This is a genomic window from Gracilimonas sp., from assembly GCF_014762685.1.
Classification (GTDB): domain Bacteria; phylum Bacteroidota; class Rhodothermia; order Balneolales; family Balneolaceae; genus Gracilimonas.
On the sequence record NZ_JABURM010000005.1, the window covers coordinates 1,781,111 to 1,799,385 of the forward strand.

18 protein-coding genes and 1 riboswitch are annotated in these 18,275 nt (G+C 38.0%); of the genes, 7 read left to right on the forward strand and 11 right to left on the reverse strand.

Annotated features, from left to right (window positions below; genetic code table 11):
• Positions 1-77 precede the first annotated feature (77 nt).
• From HUJ22_RS08070 to HUJ22_RS08085, 4 genes are all read right to left on the reverse strand, one after another.
• Positions 78-662, reverse strand: coding sequence for an RNA polymerase sigma-70 factor (locus tag HUJ22_RS08070; protein WP_290876024.1), 585 nt, complete (start codon positions 660-662; stop codon positions 78-80).
• Between the two features lie 182 nt (positions 663-844).
• Positions 845-1,711, reverse strand: a complete 867-nt coding sequence (locus tag HUJ22_RS08075; protein ID WP_290876026.1) for a PIG-L family deacetylase — start codon at positions 1,709-1,711, stop codon at positions 845-847.
• A gap of 15 nt (positions 1,712-1,726) precedes the next feature.
• On the reverse strand, positions 1,727-2,533 hold the full coding sequence (gene nagB / locus HUJ22_RS08080; RefSeq protein ID WP_290876028.1) for a glucosamine-6-phosphate deaminase: 807 nt from the start codon (positions 2,531-2,533) through the stop codon (positions 1,727-1,729).
• Between the two features lie 249 nt (positions 2,534-2,782).
• Positions 2,783-4,006, reverse strand: coding sequence for a putative sugar nucleotidyl transferase (locus tag HUJ22_RS08085; protein WP_290876030.1), 1,224 nt, complete (start codon positions 4,004-4,006; stop codon positions 2,783-2,785).
• 93 nt (positions 4,007-4,099) lie between these two features.
• On the opposite strand from HUJ22_RS08085, the gene glmS reads away from it, so the two are divergent.
• Positions 4,100-5,932: a glutamine--fructose-6-phosphate transaminase (isomerizing) gene (gene glmS, locus HUJ22_RS08090; RefSeq protein ID WP_290876032.1), complete on the forward strand. Its 1,833-nt coding sequence runs from the start codon at positions 4,100-4,102 to the stop codon at positions 5,930-5,932.
• Positions 5,933-6,357: 425 nt separating this feature from the next.
• Positions 6,358-6,705 (forward strand): Hpt domain-containing protein, encoded by a 348-nt coding sequence (locus HUJ22_RS08095; RefSeq protein WP_290876034.1) that lies wholly within the window; start codon positions 6,358-6,360, stop codon positions 6,703-6,705.
• Here the strand turns inward: HUJ22_RS08095 and HUJ22_RS08100 are convergent.
• Positions 6,697-7,128 (reverse strand): GNAT family N-acetyltransferase, encoded by a 432-nt coding sequence (locus HUJ22_RS08100; protein ID WP_290876036.1) that lies wholly within the window; start codon positions 7,126-7,128, stop codon positions 6,697-6,699. The genes HUJ22_RS08095 and HUJ22_RS08100 overlap by 9 nt on opposite strands.
• A gap of 77 nt (positions 7,129-7,205) precedes the next feature.
• Between HUJ22_RS08100 and HUJ22_RS08105 the strand changes: the two genes are divergently transcribed.
• The gene (locus tag HUJ22_RS08105; RefSeq protein ID WP_290876038.1) at positions 7,206-7,535 is read left to right on the forward strand and encodes a phage holin family protein; all 330 of its coding nucleotides are present in this window, start codon (positions 7,206-7,208) and stop codon (positions 7,533-7,535) included.
• Between the two features lie 67 nt (positions 7,536-7,602).
• Here the strand turns inward: HUJ22_RS08105 and HUJ22_RS08110 are convergent, their stop codons facing one another.
• Entirely contained in the window at positions 7,603-8,613 is a 1,011-nt protein-coding gene (locus tag HUJ22_RS08110; RefSeq protein WP_290876040.1) for an isocitrate/isopropylmalate dehydrogenase family protein, read from the reverse strand.
• A 351-nt stretch (positions 8,614-8,964) separates the two neighbouring features.
• On the opposite strand from HUJ22_RS08110, the gene HUJ22_RS08115 reads away from it, so the two are divergent.
• Complete coding sequence (locus tag HUJ22_RS08115; RefSeq protein ID WP_290876042.1) at positions 8,965-9,246, forward strand: DUF3253 domain-containing protein; 282 nt, start codon at positions 8,965-8,967, stop codon at positions 9,244-9,246.
• A 75-nt stretch (positions 9,247-9,321) separates the two neighbouring features.
• Here the strand turns inward: HUJ22_RS08115 and HUJ22_RS08120 are convergent, their stop codons facing one another.
• From HUJ22_RS08120 to HUJ22_RS08130, 3 genes are all read right to left on the reverse strand, one after another.
• Positions 9,322-10,041 carry an SDR family NAD(P)-dependent oxidoreductase gene (locus HUJ22_RS08120; protein ID WP_290876044.1) on the reverse strand — a complete coding sequence of 240 codons (720 nt, stop codon included), beginning with the start codon at positions 10,039-10,041 and terminating at the stop codon, positions 9,322-9,324.
• Between the two features lie 51 nt (positions 10,042-10,092).
• Entirely contained in the window at positions 10,093-10,647 is a 555-nt protein-coding gene (locus HUJ22_RS08125) for a DUF6580 family putative transport protein (protein ID WP_290876045.1), read from the reverse strand.
• 91 nt (positions 10,648-10,738) lie between these two features.
• Positions 10,739-11,344: a YceI family protein gene (locus tag HUJ22_RS08130; protein WP_290876047.1), complete on the reverse strand. Its 606-nt coding sequence runs from the start codon at positions 11,342-11,344 to the stop codon at positions 10,739-10,741.
• Positions 11,345-11,608: 264 nt separating this feature from the next.
• Between HUJ22_RS08130 and HUJ22_RS08135 the strand changes: the two genes are divergently transcribed.
• Positions 11,609-12,118 carry a DUF4168 domain-containing protein gene (locus tag HUJ22_RS08135; protein ID WP_290876049.1) on the forward strand — a complete coding sequence of 170 codons (510 nt, stop codon included), beginning with the start codon at positions 11,609-11,611 and terminating at the stop codon, positions 12,116-12,118.
• A gap of 70 nt (positions 12,119-12,188) precedes the next feature.
• On the opposite strand, the gene HUJ22_RS08140 is transcribed toward HUJ22_RS08135, so the two are convergent.
• Both HUJ22_RS08140 and HUJ22_RS08145 read right to left on the reverse strand, forming a co-directional pair.
• Positions 12,189-12,788 (reverse strand): DNA-3-methyladenine glycosylase, encoded by a 600-nt coding sequence (locus tag HUJ22_RS08140; protein ID WP_290876050.1) that lies wholly within the window; start codon positions 12,786-12,788, stop codon positions 12,189-12,191.
• Complete coding sequence (locus HUJ22_RS08145; RefSeq protein ID WP_290876052.1) at positions 12,788-13,696, reverse strand: YihY/virulence factor BrkB family protein; 909 nt, start codon at positions 13,694-13,696, stop codon at positions 12,788-12,790. Before HUJ22_RS08145 ends, HUJ22_RS08140 begins: the two co-directional genes overlap by 1 nt.
• A 151-nt stretch (positions 13,697-13,847) precedes the next feature.
• Here HUJ22_RS08145 and mutS point away from each other — a divergent pair, with 151 nt between their 5' ends.
• Both mutS and era read left to right on the forward strand, forming a co-directional pair.
• On the forward strand, positions 13,848-16,514 hold the full coding sequence (gene mutS, locus HUJ22_RS08150; RefSeq protein WP_290876054.1) for a DNA mismatch repair protein MutS: 2,667 nt from the start codon (positions 13,848-13,850) through the stop codon (positions 16,512-16,514).
• Between the two features lie 19 nt (positions 16,515-16,533).
• Positions 16,534-17,424 carry a GTPase Era gene (era, locus tag HUJ22_RS08155; RefSeq protein WP_290876056.1) on the forward strand — a complete coding sequence of 297 codons (891 nt, stop codon included), beginning with the start codon at positions 16,534-16,536 and terminating at the stop codon, positions 17,422-17,424.
• A 660-nt stretch (positions 17,425-18,084) separates the two neighbouring features.
• Positions 18,085-18,220: riboswitch (SAM riboswitch) on the forward strand.
• The last annotated feature ends 55 nt before the right edge of the window (positions 18,221-18,275 follow it).

Here is an 18,275-nt window from a genome sequence, read left to right on the forward strand (position 1 = left end):
TTTGAATCTGATTAAGTGTGTTACTTCTTTATTTCTTTAATAAGACAAGTCTAATTCTTAATACCCCCAAGAGTAATTTAATTTTTTTTAGACATGTCCTTTAGTAGTATTTGATCACGAATATCTTGCAATGCGTTTGCAATATGATTCTCAACTGTTTTTCTAGTTATATCAAGAACTTTAGCTATTTCTTTATATGACAGCCCATGACGTCTATTCAACTCAAAAACCATTCTTCTTTTTTCTGGCATGTTCTCTACAATTGCCCAGATTTGCTTAATAGAATAACGTTGAAGATCAGTTAACCCGTCATTGTTTTTAGCACCAGGCATCCCAAATAATGCTAAACTTTCCATCTCGGTTCGAAATCCGCTTATAATTCTAAGCTGTGAATTTTGTTTTTCCAATAGATTAAGAGCCTGATTTTTCACCGATTGAAAAAGATAAACCCTCACACCTACGTTAATTTCCCAATTTTCCCGATTCCTCCAGATTTTCAGAAATACATCTTGTACAACATCTCGTGCAAACTCTCTGGATTTCGTAATACTGATTGCGAACCTGCTCAATTCAATATGATACTTGAAAAATAAATACTCGAATGCTTTTTCATTTCCCTCGCGTATCAATGCTACAAGCTCTAGTTCATCTAGATCATCCATAGAGTTTTGACTTTGAAACACGGAGGCTAAAAACATCTTATTTATATCTACAATAGTTGGTACTCAATTTAGAATTATTGAGCTGACAATGTATTATTCAAATAATCTATTCAATTATAACATAATCATTAGCAGCAGATACCATAGTATCCGCTGCTATATTAATTAAAAAAAATAACTCACTACCAATCCCTTCTGGAACCTGCTCCATCTGGATTGCCTTTATAATATCTAAAACTTTCCATCGGCTTACCGTCACGAGCACCTCGCTCATACACTCTGTTTCGCATACGCTCGAGAAATTCTTCCCCCTCATTACCAGGTAAATCTTCCAAATTCGGGCCTGTATAATTACTAAAAGCAGATGTAAATTGACTTACATATTTACTTAAAGAACGAACTTTATTTTCTGCGAAATCTGAAATATCAACCCAAGTGTTTTCGTGGGACCCTGTTGTACTATAGAAAAGATAGTCGGTAACTGAATGCTCTTCCAAGCCTTCATTAATAATTTGACTTGGAAAAATTAGTCTCCATTCAGCTGCTCGGGCAGCATCTACTGCCAGATATGAAGCCGCACGGTGATCCGCCTTATGCCATTGCTGATATCCATAGCCGGGATCAAAAGCCATTAGCGTATTAGGCTTCAGCTTTCTTATCCACCAAACAATTTGTTTTACAACTTCTTCCCGATCTGCAAACTCTAACATACCATCTGTATAACCTAGATTGATATAGTTTTCTTCAGGTATGCCTAATTCCTTTAAAGCATCAACTTCTTCTTGTCTGCGAATTTTAGCTAATCTGTCACGTGTCATAGTCGGGTCACTTGTACCTACATTCCCCGTGGTTAAGAGCATGACATAAACATCATTTCCGTTAGCTTGAAGTGTAGCTAATGTTCCGTGTGACCCTCCATCATCGTCTGGATGAGCTCCTATCAATAATATGGTTCTACCTGTCCATTCTTCTACCGGTGTATCAGGTTGCGCAATCAATAAAAATGGCGTTAACATGAATGTAACCAATAGTATTTTTATTCTTTTCATAGTTTGTCCTATTTGTTATTTGTTAAAGAGACTTTCTTTTTTGAAAAATTCAGGGTTAATAAGAGATGCAGCCTTTTCATCCAGCACTAACTCAACTTTGGGATGTTTTTTCAGGAAAGTGATTGGACACTCGCCTGTAATTTTTTTGCTAAATAATTGTGAAATCGCTGAGGCTTTAGAAGCTCCCCAAGCCATACAAACAATTTTTTTTGCCTTTAATATAGTATTTATACCCATTGTAACAGCATATTTAGGTGTGTTGCTCAGCCCCCCAAATCTTTCCGACGTATCCAATCTTGTTCTATGATCCAATTGAACCAATCTTGTCTTGGAACTCAGTTCTGAACCCGGTTCATTAAATCCAATATGACCATTACTTCCTACTCCCAACAATTGAAGATCTATCCCCCCAAATTCCTCAATTTTATCTTCAAAATCCTTACAGTGAGCCGGGATATCATTACGATCAAGCATACCATTAGGTATAAATATGTTAGCCAGGTTAATGTCTATATGCTTAAAAAGGTTTTCAATCATATAATAATGGTAGCTGTTTTCGTTCTTTGAATCGATTGGATAGTATTCATCTAAATTAAAAGTAATAACATTTTTAAAAGACAGTCCCTCTGTTATATGATAGGTTATCAATTTTTCATAAACTTTTTTTGGAGAACCCCCGGTAGCCAAACCAAGAACAGTTGGTTTCGAGTACAAATTATTACTCTCAACTTCTGACTTTATCAATTCAGAAATATAATCACTGCCTAAAGTTTTGTTCCTAAATACCTTAAAATGGATCCTCCCATTACTGAATTCTACCATGCTTTACTTTAGAAATAATCTAGTCTTATGCCATACTTTTTCATAAGACCGAACAAAATTCCTATACCCCTAAAATTATTTGCTCAAATGGCAACTATTTAAACTGAGTGCACTCTCTACACAAAGAACAGATAAGCAAAGCAGTTGATAAATTTAAGCCCGGTTAATTTATAGCAAGTGTGTTTAATTCAGACTTAAAAAAGTCAAAAATATATCTTGGCAAATGAAATCAAATACTGATGCAAACACTTAGGTGTTTTTTTCACGTAATTCAAAAATGTGTTTCATCATTTTCAGATAATGATCACTCATTGATATATCTCTTCTTTTCATCATAGACTTCATTACTTCTATCGCCTTTTCAAACCGGTAAAGCTCTTCACCTTCAGGACCTAGCCACGTAAAAGACTTAATAAATTTCGGAGATAAATAGTCAATAAAAACATTTGAGCTTACCCCACAAATTGTTCCAGTATTCAACATTGTGTTAATGGCTGTTTTAGAATGATCTGCCATGATAGTTCCTAAAAACTGTCTCCCGGTTTCAATTGGTTTCTTTGTTTCCCAGTCAATGACCTTAACGCTTTTATAGTCATTCTTTAAATTTGAAGTAATGGTATTCGCACCTAGATTTACCCATTGCCCAAAAATAGAATTCCCGCAAAAGCCATCATGAGCTTTATTGCTAAATGAATGAAAGATACTGCCAGACACTTCCCCCCCAACCTTGCATACCGGCCCAATAGTTGTACCCCCATAAATCCTTGCACCCATTTTAACAGTAGCGCCTTTTCCTACTGCAATAGGACCACGCAAAATACTTCCGGCTTCAATTTCAGCTCCATCTTCAATAACTATCGGGCCATTCTTCGCTATAAAAATGCACCCTGGTTCAATATGGACCTTATCTCCAATAAATATATTTTCTTCATAATGAACTACTGCTTCAACCCCCAAACCGGTTTTAGATATGTTTTTCAACTTTGTTAAAGCAATATCAGCTTTAATTTGATCTGAATTTAGTTCAATAAGATCCCAAATATAATTTAGTGCCCAAACATTTTTGAATTCTATCTTTTTCAAACCATCACTTTGAAAAACACCTTGGTGAAATAATTGAGATGAAGTTTCACCGTCAATAAGTGCAGCAACTACTTCTTTTTTATTAACTAATTTTTCATTCATTTTTAAATCAGAAATTGCAGAAACTAATTCAGCATTTGGTAAATACCTGGAATTCAGCCAAAGACAGGGTTCATCATCCTGGTAAACCCCTTTATCAAATACACCCTCCATGTAGTCAGGAAGTAATCTGTAACTTTCATCAAGGCTTAATGTTTTTTCCCACTTTTCCCTTATAGTATAAATCCCCACTCTGAGATCATCGAGTGGACGAGTTAGAGTGAGTGGGTGAAACCGTTTTGCTTTTTCATCGGAAAAGAAACAAATATGCGAGACAATATCGGGTGTCATAATTTCTAAAATCGTGATCGTTATTCTATGTGTAAGACACTATATTTAAGGATTATCGCAACCAAAAAAAATTATTTAGTAAGAGTTTAAAATATGTGTGGAATTGTAGGGTATGTCGGTGATAAACAAGCTGGTAAAATTATAATAGATGGACTGAAACGATTAGAATACAGAGGTTATGATTCCGCAGGCCTTGCCATCATAAACAAACAATTAACCATAAAAAAGGGGAAAGGGAAAGTAGCCAATCTTGAGAAAATGGTCGGGAACGATCAAATGGGGACAATTGGCATTGGGCATACTCGGTGGGCTACTCATGGCGAACCAAATGATATTAATTCTCATCCCCATACTATTGAAAGCGGAAAACTTGCGCTCGTTCATAACGGGATTATTGAAAATTACAATACCTTAAAGAAAAAACTAATTGAGCAAGGGTACATTTTTTATTCTGAGACAGATACTGAAGTTCTTGGAAAACTTATCGATAGTTTTCTTAAAAATGATTCCACTTCTTTGAAAAAAGCCATTCAGCTTGCTTTGCATCAAGTTCATGGCACCTATGGTATAGCCGTAGTTCATTCTGATTTCCCGGATCAAATTGTAGTGGCTAGAAAAGGATCCCCTCTTCTTCTTGGAGTTGGCGACGGTGAAATGCTTATTGCATCGGATGCTTCTGCTGTAGCAGCTTATACAGATAAAGTAGTGTATTTGGATGATGGAGAAATAGCCGTTATTACAAAGGATGGTTACACCGTAGAGTCCGCTGATCAAATTGAACTTTCTAAAGAGGTTCACGAATTGGCTCTCAGTTTAGATGAAATTGAGAAAGGAGGATTCGATCACTTTATGCTTAAAGAGATCTTCGAACAACCCAAATCTATTTCTGACTGCTTACGTGGCCGTATAAATGCCGAAGAAGGAACGGTCACCCTTGGGGGAATTGAAAGCGTTATGGATAAGCTTGCAAATGCCAATCGAATTATAATTGCTGCTTGCGGTACCAGCTGGCATTCAAGCCTGGTAGGAGAGTATTTGTTTGAATATCTCGCTAAAGTCCCTGTCGAAGTGGAATACGCATCCGAGTTTAGGTATAAAGAACCTCTGATTGGAGAAGATGATGTCATGATTGTGATTTCTCAAAGCGGAGAAACAGCAGATACACTTGCGGCACTTCGGGAAGCAAAAGCACGGGGAGCATTAGTACTTGGCGTCGTTAATGTAGTAGGTTCCACCATTGCACGGGAAACAGATGCCGGTGTATATATACATGCCGGACCTGAAATTGGTGTAGCCTCTACCAAAGCATTTACCGCCCAGGTTACTGTATTGACCATGATGGCCATAAAACTTGGACTTTATAAGAAAACCCTTTCCAGTAAAGAGGCCAAAGAACTTATTGCCGCTTTATCTCAGATTCCTGATAAAATTGAAACAATCTTACAGAACACAGATCAAATAAAACATATTTCAGACCTGTTCTCCTATGCCCCTAATTTTCTATATTTAGGACGTTCTTATAGTTTTCCCGTTGCGCTTGAAGGTGCTTTAAAACTCAAAGAAATTTCATATATCCATGCCGAAGGTTATCCGGCAGCTGAAATGAAGCATGGCCCTATTGCCCTGATTGATGAAATGATGCCGGTTGTTGTAATAGCGGCAACCGATCATACCAATGATAAAATGATTAGTAATATAGAAGAAGTCCGTGCCCGGAAAGGCCGGATCATTGCTATCACTACTGCCGAGAATACAGAGGTCGGAAATCTGGCTGAGTTTACTTCTATTGTTCCTGAAACGAAGGATGTTTTATCTCCACTTCTTACAGTTATTCCGCTTCAGCTATTGTCTTATTTCATAGCTGTAAACCGTGGATGCAATGTAGATCAGCCACGAAACCTGGCCAAAAGTGTGACTGTAGAATGATTTGAATGTGGATAAATTTGAAGAAACTTTCCTCGAATATTTAAAAAATATTCATTCAAACTTCACAGAAAGGATTTTACATTAAATTATCATAATATTTTTATGTGGATAACTTGATTTTTATAAAAAAAATGCGTTCAATTCCTGTCCTCTCGGATTAGTATCATAAATCAATCGAAATGAGAAATTGGAAGGCATTTATTTTTAAAGTTGTCGTACTTGTATTGGTGGGCATTGTAATTTTTACAGGCTGATCTTATTCCTGCACATACAATTTATGCATCGCTTATCGAAGCGCGACCTTTCTGTGTTTAATTTTTCCTTTATACTTTAACTTCTTTTAATTGCTTTGTGCTCTTTTATATTCTCAAGACTTGCTAAATTCCAAATGAAATTCTGAGATTCAATTAACAAACGATCTGATAATGGGGAAAATAAATTTAAATTATTTAGAAAGCATGACGGATGGGGATAATGAAGTCATGATCGAAATGATTCAATTGCTAATAGAAGAAACCCCCAAACATCTGGATAGTATTAAAAAGGCTCAGGACGAGAAAAATTGGATGCAACTTAGATCTGAAGCCCATAAAATTAAGCCCATGATGCTTTATGTTGGGCTTGATGATTTGAATGAAGCCTGTCAGCAACTAGAAGAGAATGCAAAAAATGGGGAGGATTCTGAAGCTAATTCGGAGTTAATAGAAAAGCTTGAAAATGGGTTTGATGAAGTAGTGGACGATTTAAAAGCAAAGATAGCCGAACTAAGTTAACGTCATTTGCAGGTGATCGATATCGTCTACCGAATACACCTCTCCTTCTTCCTTAAAACCTAATTGATTATAATACGCTTTGAGAGCTGCCTGAGCTTCAATACGTATTGGCACACCTCTACACAGCTCTATACCTTTTTTGACAAGTTTAGCCCCTAATCCTGTTCCCCTGAAATTCTTTGAGACTACAATCCTGCCTAAACTCGCTTCCCCCTCATATTTTAAACCGGGTTCAAATACTCTCAAATAAGCTGCCAATTTATCCCCTTCATAAAAAAGAAGATGATTCGCTGTATCATCATAACCGTCTATATCTTCATAAAAACAGTTTTGTTCAATAATAAAAACCTGTTGGCGCAGTCTGAATACATCCTCCAGCTGTTTTGAACTTAGCTCTTTAAAAGTTTTATAAATTATATCCATAAAGATTTAACTATAATTGCAACCATTTTTCATTCTACTTCGTAAAGGAAACCCACTGTTAATAAAATACTGAAATTATGATTTGGGCTTGGCTATTAAATAGCATTTCTGTTTACGCAACTGCAAATTTACTGAAAGGCGTGGAAATCAAAAACTTTTGGAGCGCTGTTTTTGTAGCAGCCCTATTGGCATTAATCAATATATTTGTAAAACCCATTCTATTGATTTTGAGCCTTCCCATCACCATTATAACATTTGGGTTATTTGTGTGGGTTATTAATGCAGCCCTTATTATGTTGGTAGATGCTTTAATAGAAGGCTTCAAGGTAAAAAACTTTGGCTGGGCCCTTCTCTTCGGGATGGTGATGTCAATAATAAGCTGGGTGCTCTTTAACCTTTTTGGATAAGAAATTTTTTTAAATAAAATAAAAGGCTGCTTTTTACGCAGCCTTTTTTATTTCTATAAATTATTATTCAAATATTATCGCAAACAGCTTGAGTAAATGTAGAAGTTGTACCTTCCCCGCCAATATCCGGAGTGCAGTATACTTTTTTCTCAACCAGTGTTTTGTAAATTGCCTTTCGAATATTTTCAGCTATTTTTTTCTGATCAATATGTTCCAACATCATTAAAGCTGAAAATAGAAGGGCCATTGGATTGGCAACATTTTTTCCAACAATGTCTGGTGCTGAACCATGTACTGCTTCAAACATAGCTGCATCATCTCCAATATTAGCTGCCCCAGTCACGCCAAGCCCGCCGACAAGTCCTGATGCTAAATCAGAAAGTATATCTCCAAACAGATTGGTGGTCACGACTACATCAAACTGCTGTGGCCTAAGTACCATCTGCATAGCCATATTATCTACAATCAAATCCTGAAACTCAATACCAGGATAGTCTTTAGCCACTTTTTTACCAACTTCCAAAAATAAGCCAGTAGTCAATTTCAAAATATTTGCTTTATGAATAAGGGTAACTTTCTTGCGTTCATTTTTTACAGCATACTCAAAAGCAGCTCGGATAATTTTCCTACTGGCTTCTTCGGTAACAACTGCAATACTTTCAGCATGCTTTATCCCATCCTCTTCTTCTATCCAATGTTCTTTGCCAATGTATAGTCCCTGTGTATTTTCACGGAAAATCACCATGTCTACTCCTCGGAATGGAGTATCAATACTTGGCAGTGTACGAGCAGGACGAATATTACTGTACAGATTAAATTTTTGGCGAAGTGCCACATTCACGGATCTGAATCCGGAACCAACCGGAGTTGTAAGCGGTCCTTTTAGTACGATGCGATGTTCTTCAATAGCTTCAACCGTTTCATCAGGCAGAGGATTTTCTGTTTCCTCGTAGGCTTTCAGGCCAGCAGATTTCTCGACCCAATTTATTTCAGCTCCGGCTTTTTCTAAAATGGTTGTCACAGAATTTGTGATTTCGGATCCGATTCCATCTCCGGGAATTAAAACGACATTTCTCATTCAAAAAGGGATTTATTTCTTCAAAATTTTAGGAGTGCAAATATATTGATTTAAAAGTCCAAATGTGAATATGAACGAGAGTATTATCAGACTCTAAAACTTTTACTCTCTAACCAAGTCAGACCTGCCTGTTCCGGGCAACGAATTTGTTGGTTTAGCATGCAATCAAAAATAAGCTGAAGGTAATGGCGAAATTGCTTTTATTAATACTAATAATGCAAGAAAGAAGTTAATGTATGAGATTGGCTTTAGAGCTTAATCATTTATTCGGAATAATTTTTAAGCAAAACAAAATGATTTCTTAACAATAAGCGTTATAAAGCGTAGATCAGGAAAAAATACTCAAAGCCTATGATAAACCGAGATGAACCTATGGAGAAATCTAAAAAAGAGATTAGAAGTCGAATTTTATCATTTACTAAACAAAGAAGTCCTGAAAAATCTGTAAGCCCTTCTGAGGTAGCTCGTGATTTGTTTTCCAATATATGGAAAGATCATCTTGATGAAGTACGTACGATGGCCGGTGAATTGCAAAGTGAGCATTTAATTAGCGTGAGTCAGAAGAGTAAAGATGTTCGAATCGATGAGGCTAAAGGGCCGATACGCTTATCTCTGATGAAATCTGATAAGTAGAAATATATGCCGGGCTTTTAGTTTTTGAGCTTCCCCGGATTTCCATGAAAGATGACAGCAAGAAAAATCTATTTTTTAAATCCTGTTCCAGACCCACTCGGGGATACATTTAACAACCCATGCCAACAAACGCCAGCGCTTCGTTACATATAAATAGTTCTTCTTTTTGCTAATCCCCTTCACCATTTGTTTCGCTGCTTTCTCTACCGGAGCCACCCAAAACATCCCTTTGCTGCGCGCTGTCATTTCCGTCCAAATATACCCTGCCCTTATTTCTGTTATGCTGATGTCTGAAGATACTCGTTTTGCTTTTTGACGATAACTCACCATATAATTTGAAATAAAATGCTTCGTAGCAGTATAGGCTGCCGCGCGATGTGAAGCTAATAATGAAGCCATTGAGGACATACCAACAATATGTCCTTCATCCTTTTTCCTAAAATATTCAAAGGCAAAATGACAGCCATGGGCAAAGGCTAATGCATTTACTTCAATCAATTTAGATTCTGCCCTCCAGGGTGGTAACATTTGTAAACGTCCAATGCCTGCATTCAGAATCATAATATCCATCCCCCCCATTTCATCAATCAATTCCTGATACACAATTTCAGCTTTCTCATGATCAGTGACATCCAAAGTTCTTACATATGCAAGATCCCCGATTTCAAATTTCAGCTTTTTCAGTCGCTCAGTTCTTCGTCCAATTAACCCGACTTTGTTCCCCTTTTCGGAGTATTGAAGAGCGAGCTCCCTTCCTATACCTGAAGTAGCTCCGGTAATGATGACGTTTTTCATAAGACTGCTGATATTGGGTTTCAATTAATCTTTGAAATCCATCACCTAAAATTATTTTGCAAGTTGAAGGGCCGGTGTTTTTTGTTTGGCATACTCAAAAGCACCAAACATTACCCCAGAATAAAACAGATCTCCTATTACTGTGTAGTGAAAGAAAGGAATTCCTGCAGTATAACTCATAAATAATCCTTCAAGGCCAACCGGATACATCGGATTTCCTAACCAAGCACCAAAATTCGTCACCAAGAAGAAAATTATGGAAGCACTTAAGCTCCCTGCGACTACGGTCTTGAGATTTACTTTTTTAAGAATAAAAATACCGGCTAACACGATCAACGCAATTGAACCATACATCCAATAAAATCCGGGTGTGAAAAGAACAAACCCTCCATAAAAATTGGCATAAAGCAAATTGTTCACCAATAAATCACTTATAAAGAAAGCAATAAGGGGGAGTAAAAAAGAGAATTTTTTATCCGTGAAATAAGCAGCGCCAAAAATAGACATCGCTCCTAATGGCGCGAAGTTATATGGATGAGGTATAATTCTTGAGAGTGCAGCTATAAGTATAAATCCGGATAAAACTATAAAACGTTTTTTGTTCATTGGTCTGATTGTGCTTTATGTGAATCCTTAAAATAAAAAAAGCATCGCCTCAAATGAAACGATGCTTTCAAAATATCCGGTATTTTTGAAATTACTTCTCAGCGTTTAACTCAAGGTTCAAGTCAATAGTAACTTCATCACCGATAACTGCGTCAGAAGCCCAATCACCGGTGCCCACTGTGTAATCTGTTCTATCTAATTTTGTTGATGCAGTAATGCCTGCTACCAGCGTATTCTCCTGCATAGGATTATCCTGGATACCCAAAAGCGTAAATGGAAGTGAAATTTCTTTTGAAACGTCTTTAATAGTGAGCGTGCCATTGGCCACAAACTCATTATTGCCAGCAGACTGAATGTCTGTGCTTTTGAACGTTATATGCGGCCATTTTTCAGCATTAAAAAAGTCATCTGTCCTCAAATGCCCGTCTCTTCTCTCATTTTTTGTGTCAATGCTATTTACCATGATTCGAACATCAATCATGCTTTCTTCCAGGTTTTCCGGGTCAAAGTTTACGTTTGCTTCATAGTCATTGAATTGTCCGTTAACCGGAGTAAAGAAGTGAGTTACTTTAAAATTAACAGCGCTGTGATTTTTGTCAATAGTCCAATTAGTCGCAGCATATTTCACTAAAGCCAATGATGAAAAGGCAAATAATAGCAAGGCTAATACTGTTGTAATTTTATTAAGTGTCTTCATTATTTAAATAATTATTTAAGATTATGTGTTGTGTAAGGTTACCCAACACACGACTTCTTTAAATAATTTCCTTTAATATTAAATTAATTTGAATTTTTCTGTTTTAGGTTTGCAGCGACGCATTTGAATACAATTTTATGTTACAACATGTAAAACACACTTAACTTCCCGAACAATTTATCTTTTCTTCAGTTTGTAAAAATAGCTATTTATATCATATTATTTTTAGTTACTAGTCAATTATTCAATTTTTAAAGTTTAGTCATGAAAAATTTAGTGCGTTATACGTTTGTATTAATGGTGGGTGCAATTTTTGGAACAACTGCTGTTTTTGCACAACAGCAACAAATGCCCCCACAACCGGAACCGTTAAGCCCGGAAGAAGTTACTGATGAGCAATTAGTAATGATCTCTAATGTAACACAGGCAGGTCAGGGTATTCAAGAAGAGGCCGATAAAAAGATGAAAGAAGTTATTGAAGAAGTGGGGATGGAATATACTCGCTTTCAAGAAATTGTAATGGCCCAACAAAATCCTCAAATGGCGGGGCAAATTGAAATAACAGATGAAGAACAGGAAACACTGCAACAAGTTCAACCTGATCTCATGCAAATTAATCAACAAGCTCAACAACAATATATAGCCAAAATTGAAGAGGAAGGACTTTCTATTCAAGAATTTCAGCAAATAGCTCAAGCTATTCAGGCTCATCCTGAGGTAGCCGAGCGATTTGAAGAAATCAATAACTCGAATTCCGATAGCGAAGACGGTTAATCCGGTTCAAAGGATTTAAAGTAAAAGCCCGGTGCTTATCACACCGGGCTTTTTTATTTATAAATAAAGTTTATCTGCTTACCCATTCAGAATTTTTAATTGTAAAACGCCAGGGTAATTGAGCATCTTCCCCAGCATAATCAACCCCAATACGTGGGCTTGCTTCTATTTCCTTGCCCCCAAAATTAACCCCCCTGTCCTCCAACCAAACTTCATCTCCAAGTAAATCTGTTTTGTCATTTGATGTTGTGATTCCCAATGCCTGAGACAGTTTTCCCGGACCATTGGTAATGATAGGACTTGGGCTTTCTTGCCCCCTCCTTTCTGCCATTTCCTCAATCCCTTCCTTTGGTTCTATAGCCCGAACTAAAATGGCGTCGGCTAATTCTTCTCTGTTTGTTACAATATTAAACAGATGGTGTATACCGTAACAGAGATATACATAAGAAAAGCCTGGAGGTCCGTAAAGGGTTTCCGTTCTCGGTGTTTTCACATTAGGATAAGCATGACAAGCTCGATCAGTCCGCCCGTTATAAGCCTCGGTTTCTACAATCATTCCGGTTGTTAAATTACCGTCAAATTTTGTGCAAAGTACTTTTCCAATTAACTCTTTGCTTATTTGAACCACATCATCGCGTTCATAAAAAGTACGGGGAAGCTTAGGATACATCAGGAGATAGCAGTATAGGGGTTTTCTTCGATGGCCGGTTTATTGATCATAAATATATCTTTATATGCTCTGCCAATAATTGCACTGATCACAAAAAGCAATGCCGTATAAAATGTCCATACAGCTAATATAATCAGGATTGTATATCCTTGGTAAAAATACCGATAAGTTGAAAAAGCATATTCCAAATACATGCTTACGCCATATTTGGCTAACTCAAACAAAATAGTGTAACTGAGAGCAGCAATTAGTGCTACTTTTGGCTTTATTTTACGCTCACTTACAAATCGAAACACCACATAGAGCACCAAGAATGCCAATACAATAGGAAGAACAAAATTTAAAAAATCATAAATCCAGGGGAGTTCAATGGTGATTTCAGTAAAAGGAACATCAATCTCACTGAGATTAAACAGTGAAATAGTGGAAACAGCGAGACTAAATATCAAAAAGACAATCCCAATCAAGCTAAAACCAAAGAAATTGTATACTACATCCATTACGGGATGCTTACGCTCTTTAATATCGAAGGTATCGAATAGCACGTGTTTAAGGCTGTGGAGCAGGCCTTGAGTGAAGAACAGGAGTACAATAATACCAATGATTCCAAAGATTCGTCGTGCTCCAATCAGCGGGGTTAGTAACGTTTCAATCGTTATTGCGCCACGAAATACATCATCACTTTGAGTTTCATAAGTAAAACTTGGGAAAAACTCTCGTCCGTATCGCACAATCTCATTAAAAGCTTCCTCAGCCGAAAGCACATAACCAATTATAGAGATCAGGATCAAAACAAAGGGAACAGCGCAAATAAATAAATTAAATGTAATAGCCGAAGCATTAAAAAAGATATCTTTTTTACTGGCCAGCGTTACTACCCGATTCCAAAATTCTTTCTGTTTCTGCAAAACCTGTTCTTAATTTATGAACCATAAAATTCGGATGTAACAAGATGAATTACAAGCGATGATTTAACACGTAGTTTTTCAGTCAATTCATTGGTAAGTTCCAAATCCACATTTCAGCAATCTATCAGTTTAAAATAGGTATTTCGAGCGCATGAGTGCTAAAAAACAAACTCCGCTAATGCGGCAGTATTTCCAAATTAAAGACGAACACCCCGGTACTATTTTATTGTTTCGGGTGGGTGATTTTTATGAGACTTTTGCCGATGATGCTCAACTGGTGAGCAAGGAATTAGGAATCACCCTCACCAAAAGAAACAATGGTGGCGACCAAACCCCATTGGCCGGCTTTCCCTATCACGCACTTGATAATTATCTTCCCAAACTGGTTAAAAAAGGCTATAAAGTGGCTGTGTGTGATCAAACTGAAGATCCGGATGAAGCAAAAAAGGCCGGGCGTAAAATTGTAAATCGTGAGGTTACTGAAATCACCACACCCGGTGTAACCATGTCGGAAAAATTATTGGATCATAAACGCAATAATTACATTGCTTCCCTTCATTGGGATGGGTCTAAAATCGGCGTTGCGTTCTCAGATATTTCTACCGGTGAGTTTGCTCTCAGTCATGTAGATGAAAAAAACCTTGGCAGTTTGCTCGCCGCTATTCAACCTTCTGAAATATTGATTCAGCAAAAGCTCAAGAATAAACTGGATGAAAAACTCACTCATCATAATATTACCTTTATTGAAGATTGGGTATATGAAGGTGACTATGGTTATAAACTACTTACCGATCATTTTGAAACCCACTCGTTAAAAGGCTTTGGAGTGGAGAATCTTAAAACCGCTCACGTTTCTGCAGGTGCTTTGATGCATTATATGCAGGAAACCCAAAAGGCTTATTTACGTCACCTCCGCCGCCTTTATGCTTATGAAAGTAATGAATTTATGTCGCTGGATGCCGCTACAAAGCGTAATCTGGAACTCACTGCCAGTATACAGGAAGGAGGAACAGAGGGTACACTGATTTCGATTTTAGACGACACATGCACCGCTATGGGTGGGCGACTGCTCCGGCGCTGGATTATGCGTCCACTTAAAAGACTTAAACCTATTCAGGAGCGCCTGAATGCTGTTGAAAAGCTGAATGAATTACATGATATCAGAAGTACATTGCGTGAGGAGCTCGAACAAGTAGGCGATATGGAACGCTTGATTTCACGCATTTGTGTCGGGAGAACCAATGCCCGGGATGTTGTTCAACTGAAATTGTCTCTTGCACAAATCCCGAGGCTGAAAAGTCAATTTTCAGGAATTGAAGATCCGTTGTTGCAGGACATCCTGAACCGCTTAAAATTGTTGATCGAAGTACAAGAACGAATTAATAAAGCACTAAAGGAAGATCCTCCGGCAAGCCTGAGAGACGGAAATATGATCCGGGAAGGATTTAATGATGAACTTGACGAGCTTCGGGATGTAGCAAAAAACGGGAAGAAATACATCGCCCAGATCAAAGATGAGCTTGCCAAAAAACACAATATTTCGTCATTAAAGATTGGCTACAATAAGGTGTTTGGATATTATATAGAAGTCACCAATACCCATAAAGACAAAGTACCTGACTCATTCATCCGAAAACAAACGCTGGTAAACTCAGAGCGGTATATTACTCCGGAGCTGAAAGAAGTCGAAGAAAAGGTATTATCAGCTGAAGAACGCAGTAAAACTCTTGAATATGAGCTGTTTGAGGAATTGCGTTTATATGTAGCCGATTTTGCAGACGATATCCAGCAGGTTGCTCAAGCTATTGGAGAACTGGATTGCCTTCAGGGTTTTGCGGAAATTGCTTTTCGAAATAATTACGCCAAGCCGGAAGTGGGTGATCACGAAGAAATCGATATCAAAAAAGGCCGTCATCCCGTAGTGGAAAAGTCTCTCCCCATGGGTGAGCCCTTCATTCCTAATGACATCAAGCTGGATAATGAAGAGCAACAGATTTTAATTATTACCGGGCCGAATATGGCAGGTAAAAGTATCATATTGCGGCAAACGGGACTAATTGTATTGCTTGCACAAGTGGGAAGTTTTGTACCCGCCGAATCAGCTAACATTGGGTTGGTTGATAAAATATTCACTCGTGTTGGAGCTTCTGATAACCTGGCAGCCGGCGAAAGTACCTTTTTGGTTGAAATGAATGAAGCTGCCAATATTTTAAACAATGCCACCCCCCGGTCACTTATTTTATTGGATGAAGTCGGTCGCGGCACCAGCACTTTTGATGGACTCAGCATCGCCTGGTCGTTGGCAGAGTATCTTCACAATCACGCTCCGGTAGCTGCCAAAACCTTGTTTGCCACCCACTATCACGAGTTGAATGAGCTGGAGCAGATGTATGAGCGCACCAAAAATTTCAATGTTCAGGTGAAGGAACACAACGGCAAGGTTGTTTTCCTGAGAAAATTAGTTCCGGGCGGAGCCGATCACAGTTATGGCATTCAAGTGGCAGATATGGCCGGACTTCCGCAAGTGGTGATTGAACGGGCCAAAGAAATTCTAAAAAACCTGGAGAGCCACAGCCTCGATATCACTAATAAAAATGGAACCATCGAGAAAGAAGTTTCCAAGAAAAAAGAAGCGTCTAAAAAGCTTGCTGAAAAAATCGATAAACAGCCGGAGACCAGTCAGATGTCGATGTTCCAAACCCATGTGGACCCCCGATTTGAGACTGTACTGAATAAGCTGGAAGCTACCGACCCCAACAGAATGACCCCGATTGAGGCCCTGATGTTACTTACGGAATTAAAAAGATTGGTAGATTAATGGTATTACAAAAAATGGCATGACTGAAAGTAAACCTCACAAATCCGGATACGTTGCCATCATTGGAAAACCCAATGCGGGGAAATCCACGCTGATGAATTATATCCTGGGTTCCAAGATCTCCATCACCACGCATAAAGCGCAAACCACCCGGCATCAGATTGTGGGGATTTTTTCGGATGAGGATACACAGATCGTTTTTTTGGATACGCCGGGAGTTATCTCACCAAAGTATGAACTGCAGAAAGCCATGATGAAAACGGTGGAACGCGCCCGTTCTGATGCCGACCTCATCCTTTTCATTCATGATCCCACTGATAAACACCCCGCTGATGATGTTATCGAACTCATCCGATCCATTAATAAGCCAATCTACCTGGTGGTCAATAAAATGGATGTGGCCGATCAGGAAAAAGCGAAACGATCGGTTGCTGAAATTAAGGATAAAATGAAGATCCGATCGGTACATTACGTATCAGCGACAGCAGGAACAGGCGTGCCGGAACTGATGGAAGAAATTCGCGTCGGATTGTTACCCGGGCCTCCCTTCTATCCCAAAGAAGATCTCAGTGAACATCCGGTTCGGTTTTTTGTTTCTGAATTGATCCGTGAGCAGATATTCCTGCAGTTTCATCAAGAGATACCTTACTCCTGCACTGTTGAAGTGGTTTCCTATGATGCCGATGTGGACATCGACCGTATTCATGCCGACATCATTGTAAACCAAAAATCCCAAAAAGGTATGCTAATCGGAAAAGGAGGAACAGCTATTAAAGAGCTGGGGATCAAAGCCCGGGAATCTATTGAAGAATTCATAGGCAAGCAGGTGTACCTGGAGCTGCACGTGAAAGTCCGGGAGAAATGGAGAGAAAAAGAAGGCTGGGTTCGGAATTTGGGCTATGGGAAGTAGCGGAATGAACTCCAGTAAGTAGTTAGTTTTTCAAGATAGGCTAGAACAACTTATTAGTGATTAAATTTTAGGTTCAATTCATATACTTCAACAATAGGCGACTCAGAAATATCGGTTAGAAAAAGTTTTCCATTTTTGTAATCAAGTACTTTAAAAGTATTTACAGGATGACTATTAAATTTTTTAAGCATAATTTTATTCAAAAATCCATCTTCCTTAGAAAAAATATTTAATGACAATGCTGAATTCTTATTACTTATTTTTTTCAAAATCTATTTTAATTATTTGTTTATCTACACCTTCCTTTTCTGCTTGACCTGTACACCCTATCAAAACCAGCAATAAAATAATTAGACTATTTTTCATACTTAGCTATCTTTTTAGATGTTGAAAAAAAACGAATCTGTCAATTTTTTTTAAAAGCATCACAAATTTTAATTTGCACTAACCAAAATCTCACCGTAGTTTTTACGCAATGAAATTAATCCGACAAAATATTACCAACCCTTCTGCAACCATGTGTTGCATGTATATGTGCAAAGCGCAGACATAAGGGCTATGGTATAAATAAACGATTTTAGACAAGCCCTTTTGAATGCAACTCAAAAGGGCTTTTTTATTGGATATTAATTTCTATTGTTCTTTAAACATACTGTTGCATTCTCATTACGAAAGGTGGAGGGATCAGGTCCTGTGAAGCCTTGGCAACCGTTCAGCACATAAATGCTTATGTGCTGAAAAAGGTGCCACATCCTGTTCCGCACATAACTTGTTATGTGCAGGAAAAAGATGAGTTCGATAAGACCCGGTTTTGTAAGAAAAGCCTCTTTCGGATTCATCTCTGAAAGAGG

Coding starts and splice junctions, on each gene's coding strand:
- HUJ22_RS08135 (WP_290876049.1), top strand. CDS start 11,609: ATGAAAAATTTAGTGCGTTATACGTTTGTATTAATGGTGGGTGCAATT.
- HUJ22_RS08075 (WP_290876026.1), bottom strand. CDS start 1,711: ATGAAAAGAATAAAAATACTATTGGTTACATTCATGTTAACGCCATTT.
- era (WP_290876056.1), top strand. CDS start 16,534: ATGACTGAAAGTAAACCTCACAAATCCGGATACGTTGCCATCATTGGA.
- HUJ22_RS08070 (WP_290876024.1), bottom strand. CDS start 662: ATGGATGATCTAGATGAACTAGAGCTTGTAGCATTGATACGCGAGGGA.
- nagB (WP_290876028.1), bottom strand. CDS start 2,533: ATGGTAGAATTCAGTAATGGGAGGATCCATTTTAAGGTATTTAGGAAC.
- HUJ22_RS08110 (WP_290876040.1), bottom strand. CDS start 8,613: ATGAGAAATGTCGTTTTAATTCCCGGAGATGGAATCGGATCCGAAATC.
- HUJ22_RS08140 (WP_290876050.1), bottom strand. CDS start 12,788: ATGTATCCTAAGCTTCCCCGTACTTTTTATGAACGCGATGATGTGGTT.
- HUJ22_RS08130 (WP_290876047.1), bottom strand. CDS start 11,344: ATGAAGACACTTAATAAAATTACAACAGTATTAGCCTTGCTATTATTT.
- HUJ22_RS08095 (WP_290876034.1), top strand. CDS start 6,358: ATGGGGAAAATAAATTTAAATTATTTAGAAAGCATGACGGATGGGGAT.
- glmS (WP_290876032.1), top strand. CDS start 4,100: ATGTGTGGAATTGTAGGGTATGTCGGTGATAAACAAGCTGGTAAAATT.
- HUJ22_RS08105 (WP_290876038.1), top strand. CDS start 7,206: ATGATTTGGGCTTGGCTATTAAATAGCATTTCTGTTTACGCAACTGCA.
- HUJ22_RS08120 (WP_290876044.1), bottom strand. CDS start 10,041: ATGAAAAACGTCATCATTACCGGAGCTACTTCAGGTATAGGAAGGGAG.
- HUJ22_RS08100 (WP_290876036.1), bottom strand. CDS start 7,128: ATGGATATAATTTATAAAACTTTTAAAGAGCTAAGTTCAAAACAGCTG.
- mutS (WP_290876054.1), top strand. CDS start 13,848: ATGAGTGCTAAAAAACAAACTCCGCTAATGCGGCAGTATTTCCAAATT.
- HUJ22_RS08115 (WP_290876042.1), top strand. CDS start 8,965: ATGATAAACCGAGATGAACCTATGGAGAAATCTAAAAAAGAGATTAGA.
- HUJ22_RS08085 (WP_290876030.1), bottom strand. CDS start 4,006: ATGACACCCGATATTGTCTCGCATATTTGTTTCTTTTCCGATGAAAAA.
- HUJ22_RS08125 (WP_290876045.1), bottom strand. CDS start 10,647: ATGAACAAAAAACGTTTTATAGTTTTATCCGGATTTATACTTATAGCT.